Source organism: Streptomyces sp. NPDC006235 (genome assembly GCF_040613735.1).
Lineage (GTDB): Bacteria > Actinomycetota > Actinomycetes > Streptomycetales > Streptomycetaceae > Streptomyces.
Genome location: NZ_JBEXSR010000089.1, coordinates 1 through 9,692 on the forward strand (window position 1 = coordinate 1; position 9,692 = coordinate 9,692).

At 73.0% G+C, this 9,692-nt stretch carries 9 protein-coding genes; 6 read left to right on the forward strand and 3 right to left on the reverse strand.

Annotated features, from left to right (window positions below):
• Positions 1-144 precede the first annotated feature (144 nt).
• Entirely contained in the window at positions 145-873 is a 729-nt protein-coding gene (locus ABZ192_RS42730) for a response regulator transcription factor (RefSeq protein ID WP_356929855.1), read from the reverse strand.
• A complete protein-coding gene (locus ABZ192_RS42735; protein ID WP_356929856.1) occupies positions 870-2,087 on the reverse strand; it encodes a histidine kinase in 1,218 nt (405 codons plus the stop codon). Before ABZ192_RS42735 ends, ABZ192_RS42730 begins: the two co-directional genes overlap by 4 nt.
• A gap of 416 nt (positions 2,088-2,503) precedes the next feature.
• Here ABZ192_RS42735 and ABZ192_RS42740 point away from each other — a divergent pair, with 416 nt between their 5' ends.
• On the forward strand, positions 2,504-3,733 hold the full coding sequence (locus ABZ192_RS42740; RefSeq protein WP_356929857.1) for a serine hydrolase domain-containing protein: 1,230 nt from the start codon (positions 2,504-2,506) through the stop codon (positions 3,731-3,733).
• Positions 3,734-3,757: 24 nt separating this feature from the next.
• On the opposite strand, the gene ABZ192_RS42745 is transcribed toward ABZ192_RS42740, so the two are convergent.
• A complete protein-coding gene (locus ABZ192_RS42745) occupies positions 3,758-5,110 on the reverse strand; it encodes a diacylglycerol kinase family protein (RefSeq protein WP_356929858.1) in 1,353 nt (450 codons plus the stop codon).
• 324 nt (positions 5,111-5,434) lie between these two features.
• On the opposite strand from ABZ192_RS42745, the gene ABZ192_RS42750 reads away from it, so the two are divergent.
• The 5 genes from ABZ192_RS42750 to ABZ192_RS42770 all read left to right on the forward strand — a co-directional run bounded on the left by ABZ192_RS42750 (position 5,435) and on the right by ABZ192_RS42770 (position 9,671).
• Positions 5,435-5,941, forward strand: a complete 507-nt coding sequence (locus ABZ192_RS42750; protein WP_356929859.1) for an SRPBCC family protein — start codon at positions 5,435-5,437, stop codon at positions 5,939-5,941.
• Entirely contained in the window at positions 5,941-6,999 is a 1,059-nt protein-coding gene (locus tag ABZ192_RS42755) for an LLM class flavin-dependent oxidoreductase (protein ID WP_356929860.1), read from the forward strand. The genes ABZ192_RS42750 and ABZ192_RS42755 overlap by 1 nt, the downstream gene beginning before the upstream one ends.
• 70 nt (positions 7,000-7,069) lie before the next feature.
• Entirely contained in the window at positions 7,070-7,759 is a 690-nt protein-coding gene (locus ABZ192_RS42760; protein ID WP_356929861.1) for a hypothetical protein, read from the forward strand.
• Positions 7,760-7,981: 222 nt separating this feature from the next.
• Complete coding sequence (locus ABZ192_RS42765) at positions 7,982-8,470, forward strand: hypothetical protein (RefSeq protein ID WP_356929862.1); 489 nt, start codon at positions 7,982-7,984, stop codon at positions 8,468-8,470.
• 97 nt (positions 8,471-8,567) lie between these two features.
• The gene (locus ABZ192_RS42770) at positions 8,568-9,671 is read left to right on the forward strand and encodes a GNAT family N-acetyltransferase (protein WP_356929863.1); all 1,104 of its coding nucleotides are present in this window, start codon (positions 8,568-8,570) and stop codon (positions 9,669-9,671) included.
• The last annotated feature ends 21 nt before the right edge of the window (positions 9,672-9,692 follow it).

A 9,692-nucleotide genomic window follows, 5' to 3' on the forward strand; every position in this document is an offset into this window, starting at 1 on the left:
TCCTGCACACCTACAACCACCACCGCTGCCACACCGCACTCGGCGGCCAGCCACCCATCACCCGCGTGAACAACCCTGCGGGTCAATACACCTAGGATCCGCAGGGCCCTGTGATCCATAGGACCCTGTGATCCACAGGATCCTCTAGCCGTCGCCCTCTTCCGCATCGGGTTCCGCCGCGAGGACGAGGATCGCGATCTGTACGCGGTTCTCCAGTCCGAGTCTGGTCAGGATGCGGTTGACGGTGCTCTTCACGCCGGCTTCCGTGAGGCCGAGCGACCCGGCGATCCGCGCGTTCGGGAGCCCGCGGGCGACCAGTTCCGCGACATCCCGTTCGCGTCGGGTGAGCGCGGCCAGCGGGTCGCCCGGGCCGCCGGGCGACCCGTCGGCCGGTGACGGGCGGGGCCGCACTCCGGACAGCAGTGGCGGCGGCAGGTCGGTGAACGTCCGGATCAGCCGCCGTGTGACCGTCGGCGCGAGCATCGCCTCGCCGGCCGCGACCACTGCGATCGCCTCGGCCAGCCGTTCCGGCGTGGTGTTCTTCAGCAGGAACCCGCTGGCCCCGGCGCGCAGCGCGGCGTGCACGTACTCGTCGAGGTCGAACGTGGTCAGCACCAGCACGCGCGGACGGGGCCCCTCGTGCGGCCAGCCCTTCAGGATCCGCGCGGTCGCCTCCACCCCGGTCATGCCGGGCATTCGTACGTCCATCAGCACCACGTCCGGGCGCAGTTCGTACGCCGCCTCGATTGCCCGCGCGCCGTCCGCCGCCTCGCCCACCACCTCCACATCCGTGCGCCGCCGCAGCATCACCCGCAACGCCGTCCTGACCAGCTCCTGGTCGTCCACGGTCAGCACCCGCACCGGCGGCGTCATCGGCACTCCTCCGGCCCGTACGCTCCCTCTGCGAGCACGTACGGGCCGCCGTCCTGCGGCCGGAACGTGGCCACGACCCGCCAGCCGCCGTCCGGGACCGGTTCCGCGCGCAGCGTGCCGCCGAACAGCGCGGTGCGCTCACGCATGCCGATCAGCCCGAGCCCGGAGCCGGGCATCGGGCAACGGTCCGGGGCCGGCGCGGCGTTCTCCACCGTGACGGTCAACCGGCCTTCACGGCAGGCCAGTCCGACGCGTACGGGTACGGCGCCGGCGTGTTTGCGTACGTTGGACAGTGCCTCCTGGACGACGCGGTACGCCGAGACCTGTACGGCGGGCGGCAGCTCCGCGACCGGTCCGGTCACCGTGAGCGTCACCGGGCAGCCCGCCGCCCCCGACTCCCCGGTCAGCCGTTCCAGGTGGCGCAGGGACGGCTGCGGGAGCGGCGCGGCGCCACTGTCCGGCGTCGGGTCCGCGAGCAGCCGGACCAGACCGCGCATCTCGTCCAGCGCGGTGTCCGCCGCCTCGCTGATCGCCGCCACCCCCTGACCGGCGGCGCGCGTGTCCTCCGGCAGTACGGCGGTGACCGCGTGAGCCTGCAGGGCGATCGCGCTGACGTGGTGCGCCACCAGATCGTGCAGATCCCGGGCGATCCGGGCGCGTTCGGCGGCCACCGCGCGCCGGGCGCTGACCCGCTGCTCGGCACGGAGCCGTTCGGCCAGGTCGCGCAGGCGCGCGGCGTCCGCGTACAGCCGACGCCGTGACGCGCCCAGCAGCCATACGGCGGCGGCCAGCGCGGCGGCCACCAGGTAGTCGGCGAGGCCGAGGGGAATGGCCGTGTCGGCCGACGAGAACACGTTCAGCCGGCCGCCCGCCGCCTCCGGGGCGACCAGCGTCGCCGTGAGCGCGACGGGAGCGAGGAGGCTGCGGGGCGCGGGCGTGTGCCGTGCCACCGAGTAGCAGGCCAGGAACACGGACTGGGCGTTGTCACCGGCGGGGTCGAGCAACTCGCCCGCCAGATAGCAGGCGGCCGTGGCGGCCAGTACGGGCCCCGGACGCGAACGCCGCCACACCAGCGGCAGACACGCCCCGACGAGCGGCACCATGACGGCGGCGGAAGGGCCTGCGCCGTCGGGCAACGGCTGGCTCAGCCGGAGCAGCACGGCGATGCCGGTGAAGACGGCAGCGACGAGCGCGTCCGCCGGGCGGCCGGCCAACCTGCGGCGCAGCGTGGCGGTGGAGGCCCGCGCGGAACCGGCCCACGCCCGTAAGGAGCCGCGCGGTACCCGTAAGGAGCCGCGCGGTACCCGTAAGGAGTCGCGCGGCCCCCGTGAGGACCGTACGGACCGGTCCGTTCCGTGCCGCCGCCGCGAGCCCCCCGTCATGCCCAACCCCGTCCCCGTCCCCGTCCCCGTCCCTGTCCCTGTGTCCCCGTCCCCGGGCCCCGCCCGCCGGGCGGTCTTCGTCCCCCGCGGTCCCGCCCGCATCGTATGACCGGTGATCCCGGGAGACGCAGGGCACGGAACGAAAGTTGCGCCGCCCGCCCCTCCCGGCGGACGACGCCCGGCCAGGGCCCCGCTCCTAGCGTCGGTGGTGCTTTCCGCATACAGCGTCCGTACCTCTGGAGGATCCCGTGTCAGCCACCCCGCCCCGACGACCTTCCCAGCCGCGCCGCCGCCACGTCACGCTGGGCATCGCCGCCGCCCTCGTCCTGGCGGTCGCCGTGCCGCCGGCCGTCACCCACGCCGTCGCGGGGGTGAGCGAGGACGGCGGTTCCGCCTCCGCCGCCACGCGGGACACGCCGTTCCAGCGCGACGCCGACGCCGTACGCGACACCGGCGCCATCGGCGTGCAGGCCCGGGTCAGCGGCGGCCGGTCTGCTCCCGCCACCGTGACGAGCGGCACCGCCGACCTCCGTACGGGCCGTCCCGTGCCCGACGGCGGCTACTTCCGGATCGCCAGCAACACCAAGACCTTCGTGGCCGCCGTCGTGCTCCAACTCGTCGGCGAGCGGAAGGTGGCGCTGGAGGACACCGTCGACAAGTGGCTGCCGGGCGTGGTGCGCGGCAACGGCAACGACGGCCGGAAAATCACCCTCCGCCAGCTGCTCCAGCACACCAGCGGCATCCACGACGACTACCCCGGCATCGACACGGCGCAGGAGTACTACGAGGTCCGCTTCCACCCGTTCACCCCCGAGCAACTGGTCGAACGGGCCATGCGGCACCGCCCGGACTTCCCGCCCGGCAAGGGCTGGGGGTACTCGAACGTCGGCTACATCCTGCTCGGCATGGTCATCGAGAAGGCGACCGGCCACACCTGGCACGAGCAGGTACGGGACCGGCTGCTGAAGCCCCTCGGGCTGCGGCACACGTACTACCCGGGCGACTCCCCCACCGTCCGGGAGCCGCACGCGCGCGGGTATCAGCGGTTCGCCACGGTGCCGAAGCTCGCTGACGTGACCCTGTACCAGGACCCCAACGCCTCCGGCGGCCTCATCGGCACCACGGCGGACCTGAACCGCTTCTTCCGCGACCTCCTCGGCGGCAAGGTCCTGAAGCCGGCGCAGCTCAGGGAGATGAAACGCACGGTCCCGTTGAACGACGAGTTCCAGGTCCCATACCCGGGCGCGCGGTACGGGCTCGGGCTCATGAAGAACAGACTGCCGTGCGGCGGCTGGTACTGGGGCCACGGCGGGGACGAGATCGGCTACATGAGCCGGAACGCGGTGAGCGACGACGGCCGGGTCGCCGTCACCGCCTCGATCTCCACCGGGTGGGCCACCTCCGTCCAGGACGCGCTGCGGCAGCACCGGGCGGGCATGCGGCTGGTCGCGAACGCGCTGTGCCGCGACGGGGTCTAGGGGTGTCTCCCTCCGGGGCCCCGCTCAGGGGCGCCAGGAGCGCGAGGGGGCGGCCGTGCGGCCGACCGCCGCCGCCAGTTTGCGGAGGCGGCGCCAGTCCAGGCGCGGCGGCGCCTCGGGGACCCCTGGGCGGTTGCGTGGCACCCGGACGCGCAGGGCACGGCGGGTGATGCGGCAGTGGACGGGGGCGGGCAGGGTGAGTGCCTCGCCGTCCAGGCCGACCTCCAGGTGCGGTGCGTCGGCCTCGACGACCACGTGCTGGGCGGTAAGCATCGTGAGGCCCTCCGGGCGCGGGGCCAGCAGGAGTTCGGCCGCTTCCACGGCACTGTCGACGCGGACGGCGAGCACGCCCAGCTTCCCGGAGTCGAGCCGCTGGCGCCGTCCGAAGCCGAACGGATCGTCCATGCGGTACGGGTTGTTGCTCACCAGCACGGCCTGCGGATCCGCGATGACGGTGCCGTCGGCGCCGGCGGTCAGCCGCGGGCCGCTCTGCCGGGTGAGCAGTTCGGGCAGCCGCTCCAGCGCCGCGCCCACCTTGTCCTCGCGGTAGCCCGGGCTCTGGACGACAGCCCCGTACGCGCCGAACGACGCGTTGTTGACGAAGGGGCGGTCGTCGGCGAAGCCGAGGTCGACGCGGAGTTCCACCCCGTCGGTGAGGGCGTCGAGGCACGTGGACGGATCGTCGCGGTCCAGGCCCAGGTCCATGGCGAAGTGGTTGCGCGTGCCGGCCGAGATGACGAGGAACGGCAGGCCGTGTTCCGCCGCTACGGCGGCGACCAGCGCCTGCGTGCCGTCGCCGCCCGCGACGCCGAGCAGGTCGGCTCCGTCGGCCACGGCGGCCTTGGCCAGGGCGGTGACGTCCTGGTGCTGGTCCGGGTCGAGGAGGACGACTCGGGCGCCCAGCGCCTCGGCCTTCTCCTTGATGCCGAACTTCCCGACCTTGCCGCCGCCGGAGCGGGGGTTGAGCAGGAGGAAGGGGCGTTTCGGCGGTGGCGTGCGGTACTCCTTGACCCGTACCGGCCGCAGGCCCGTGCTGCGCAGGGCGTAGCGGCCGCTCCAGACCGCGAGGCACCACAGCAGCAGGGATGCGAAGACCACCCAGAGCAGATTCGCGACCGCGAAGAGCGTGACGACGGCGACGGGGGTGACGACGGCCAGTGCGGCCGCCGCCGTGCGGACCGGTCCCCGGCGGGACAGGACCCACCAGAGCGCGGCCGCGGTCAGGGCGAGTCCCGCCAGGCCGGCCGCGAGCAGCAGCAGGCCCTTCAGGCCGCCGGTCACCAGGGGCAGCAACGCCGCCAGCGCCACTGAGGCCAGGGCTCCCCTGGCCGCCCATCTCTGCCGGCGGTGATTCCGCTCGCTCATCGCCGATCCCATGTCGTCCTCCGCTCGAAGGCGCGGGCGGACCTTCCGGACCGCGCCCGGCCGTGAAACATCGTGCCCGCCGACGGATCGGCATGGCTACCGCCATCCCTGATGACTCCCCCGCCCTGAGTGACGTCAGACGCGACGATCTTCGGGGGCGGAGCCATCGGTAGCGTACGCGGCCCCGCGAGCGCGGTTCCGCGCACCGGGGCACATCGGCGCCCGTCCGCGCCACCGCTGTCTGCAGTAGACGCGCACTCCCTCTTGACCTGGTTAGTCTCATTACGCAACTCTGCTCCCTGCCACAGTTCCTGTCGACGAGGAGGCCGGCACGCGATGGAGTGGACGGGCGCGCGGTACGCGGACGGACCGACGGTCGAAGTGAGGACGTGGATCGACGCTCCGCCGGGGCGGGTGTGGGCGCTGGTGTCGGATGTGACGCGGATGCCGGAGATGAGCGAGGAGCTCCAGTCGGTGCGGTGGGTCGACGGGGCCTCCGGTCCCGTGGTCGGAGCCCGGTTCGTCGGGCGGAACAAGCACGAGGCGTTCGGCGAGTGGGAGACGACCTCCACGGTCGTCGCGTGCGAGCCCGGCCGGGTGCTCTCCTGGGCGGTCGGGGATCCGGATGAACCCAGTGCCGTCTGGCGGTTCGTCCTCGCACCCGTGAACGGAGGGACCGAGTTGTCGCAGTGGATGCGGATGGGGCCCGGGCGCTCCGGGCTCTCCTTCGCGATCGACGCCATGCCGGAGAAGGAGCAGAAGATCGTGTTCGTGAGGTTGCGGGAGTTCGAGCGCGGCATGACCGCCGCGCTGGAATGCGTCCGGCAGTGGGCGGAGGCCTGATGCGGACGGCGACGACCGTCGAGGCGTCGGGCCTCGGCTCCTGGTCCCGGCAGGCCGACTTCATCGTCGAGGCCGAGAAACTGGGGCTCGACGTCTGCTGGGTGGCCGAGGCGTGGGGTTCCGACGCCCCGTCCGCCCTGGGCTTCTACGCGGCCCGTACGGAACGGATGCTGCTGGGCTCCGCGGTCATGCAGGTCGGGACGCGCACGCCGGTGGCGCTCGCCCAGACGGCGATCACCCTGTCCAACCTGTCCGGGGGGCGCTTCCTTCTCGGGCTCGGCCCGTCCGGTCCTCAGGTGATGGAGGGCCTGCACGGGGTGCCCTTCGCCCGCCCCCTGGCGCGTATGCGCGAGACGGTGGAGATCGTGCGGCAGGTGCTCGCGGGCGGCAAGATCTCCTACTCGGGCTCGGAGTACGAGATTCCGCTGCCCGGCGGGGAGGCGGTGCCGATGCGCCTGTCCCTGCGGGCCGAGCACGCCGTGCCCGTCTACCTGGCCGCACTGTCGCCCGCCATGCTGCGGCTGACCGGCCAGGTCGCGGACGGCTGGCTCGGCACCAGTTTCGTACCGGAGGGCGCGGCGGACGCCTACTTCGCTCCGCTGGACGAGGGGCTGGCCGCCGCCGGCCGCGGCCGTGACGGCTTCGACGTCTGTCAGGGCGCCGAGGTCGCCTTCGCCCCGGACGAGGAGGCGCTGGGCGCCATGGTCGCCAGCCGGAAGAAGGAACTCGCCTTCAGCATGGGCGGCATGGGCTCCGCGTCGGCCAACTTCTACAACCGGGCCTACAGCCGGCAGGGCTGGGCCGAGGTCGCGGCGGAGGTGCGGGAGCGCTGGCAGGCGGGCGACCGGGACGGTGCGGCCGGTGTGGTCACCGACGAGATGGTGCTGGCGACCACGCTCATCGGCACGGAGGAGATGGTGCGGCGGCGGCTGCGCGTCTGGCGGGACGCCGGGGTGGACACGGTCCGCCTCTATCCGGCCGGTGAGACCTTGGACGACCGGCTCGCCACCCTCGGCCGGGCGATCGAGCTGGTCCGTGAGGTCGGCGCCACCGTGTGAACACGGTGGCCGGGTAGGCTCCCTTGCCGATCATCGGACGACATGAAAACAGGGGGGCTCCGTGCGGGCCATGGCTACCGTGACGACGACCGCGCTCGCGTGCTTTCTGGCCGGCGCCGCACTGACCGGGTGCGGCGCCGGTGGCACCGGTGAGGAGAAATCCGCCGGTGACATCCTGGACGAGGCCAACGCGACGATGCGCCAGTTGAGTTCGGTCACCGTCGCCATCACCAACCGCACGAAGAGCGGCGGTTCGGTCACCAACCGCCTCGAGACCGACCTCGACAGCCGGTGCAGATCCAGGACCACCTGGTCCGGGGGCGGCACGCTGGAGCAGATCCGGATCGGCGAGACGGACTACGTCCGGCCGGACCGGGCCTACTTGCAGAAGTGGAAGAACTACCCGGGCGCCACCGGCGAGCAGAGGCTGTGGGTGAAGACACCGGTGGACCCGGCCGCCCGGGGCGGCGACGGACTCGCCTCGTGCGAACGGCCCTTCGACTCGTTCGGCACGGCACGCAAGGGCGGCTCCACCCACGTCGGGGGTACGAAGGCCCTTGAGCTGATCGTGACCGACCAGGCGGACAAGAAGGGGACGTACACCTTCTACGTGGCGGCCGAAGGCAAGCCGTACCTGCTCAGGACGGTCTACAAGAGCGCCGCACAGTGGACCACCACCTCGTTCAGCGACTTCGACGAACCGCTCGGCATCCGGGCCCCGAAGGCGGGCGAGGTGCTGAGCGTGCCGGGCGGCAACTGACCCGGCGCCACAGGAGAGCGGGCGAGTGCCGACAGCGCTTTCCGTTGGAATTCCGGCAGCAAGTGGCCGAGCGGGGCGAATCCACTCACAAGGGCTTGACGGGGCGGGATGCGCTCGGCCTACTTGAAGGCGCAGCCGGCCGTGTCGGGGGTCTGGTCCGGCGTCGGCCTCTTGGGCCGGATCGCTCCGTCCTCCCCCGCCGATGCGCAGGTCAGGGGTCTGATGGTGCGGCGACGATGGGCAGCGGCGGTGGGCCTGGTGGCCTGCCTGCTGTTGCTGCATCTCGCCGTCCCGGGGCTCGCGCCGGGCGGGCGCGCGGCTGCCGCCGCGGTCACGGCGGCGGTGAACGCGGTGGAGCCGGGGGCGGCTTCGAACGCCGGGGGTGAAGGGACCGGAGCCGAGGGGGCCGGCGTCGAGGGGACCGGAGCCGAAGAGGCCGGAGCCGAAGAAGCCCGAGCCGAAGAGGCCGGAGCCGAAGGGACCGGAGCCGAAGAGGCTGGGGAGTCCTGTCCGTGTGAGGAGGAGCCGTCGGTCCGGCAGTCGGCGGCGCGGACGCCGAGGACGGCGGGAGCGGCCCGGGCGGGCGCCGTGGTGACCGGCACGTCCTTGGTGGACCGGGGTGGTGCGGACGTCCGGGCGGCGGGAACGGGCCGGCGTCCAGGGGTGGCCGCCGCCCCCAACGCCGCCCAGCTGCAGGCGTTTCGCTGCTGAGCGACGGCAGTACCGACCAGGGCCTGCGCCGTGCGGCCCGAGTACTGCCTGGTGCCGGTACGCGGTGAAGCGCAGGCCTTCGTGTGTCCCCATGCCGATGACACAGGAGGCGGAGTTGCCCGGAAAGCGTGTCCTGATTCTCAAGCCGGACGAACTGAGCCCGTCCGACCAGAAGATGTGGCGGGAGATACGGACGGAGTCCGGTGCCCCGACGAATCCCTTTCTCGACCCGGCGTTCACCACGGCGGTGGGGCAGGTCAGGCCCGCGGCCAGAGTGGCGGTGTTGCTCGACGACGGCTCCCCGGTCGGGTTCTTCCCGTACGAGAGGGGGCCATTGGGGCAGGGCCGGGCCATCGGGCTCGGCGTGTCCGACAGCCAGGGGGTCGTCTTACGCCCCGGGATCCGGCTCGACGCCCGCAGGTTACTGCGGTCCTGCGCGCTGTCGTCCTGGGAGTTCGACAACCTCGAAGCCGGTCAGGGGGTGTTCGTGCCGCACGCGGTCGAGGAACTCGCCTCCCCGGTCGTCGACATCGGCGAGGGGTTCGAGCAGTACACGCGGTGGCTGCGCGCGAAGTCGCCGAGTTTCCTCAGACAGACCCTGGCCAAGGAACGCAGGCTGGCACGGCAGGTCGGCGAGGTGCGGTTCACGTACGACGCCCGGGACCCGGGTGCCTTGCGGGCGCTGATGGAGTGGAAGTCGGCGCAGTACCGGCGGACCGGCCGGCGCGACCGGTTCGCGCAGGAGTGGATCACCCGGCTGGTGGGGCTGCTCGGCCGGAGCGAGGATCCGGAGTGCCGTGGTGTGCTGTCCGTGCTGTACGCGGCGGACCGGCCGGTGGCCGCGCACTTCGGTCTGCGCTCGCGCACGGTGCTGTCCTGGTGGTTCCCGGCGTACGACCGCGCCTACGCCAAGTACTCCCCCGGACTCGTGCTCCAGCTGAGGATGCTTCAGGCCGCGGCGGCAGACGGCGTCGAGACGGTCGATCTGGGGAGCGGTCCGGCCCGCTACAAGGAGTCGCTCAGGACCCGTGACCTGCGGGTGTACGAGGGGGTGGTGGTACGGCCGGTGCCGGGCGGGGCCGCTCACTGGCTGAGCCGGGAGCCCGCACGGGCCGCCCGTCGCTTCGTCCGCAACCGGCCCCGCCTGGCCGGCGCGGCGGCGCGGGCACTGGAGGAGGTGGGGCGGCTGCGCGGTCACTGAGACCGGCCCGGCCGGGCGCCC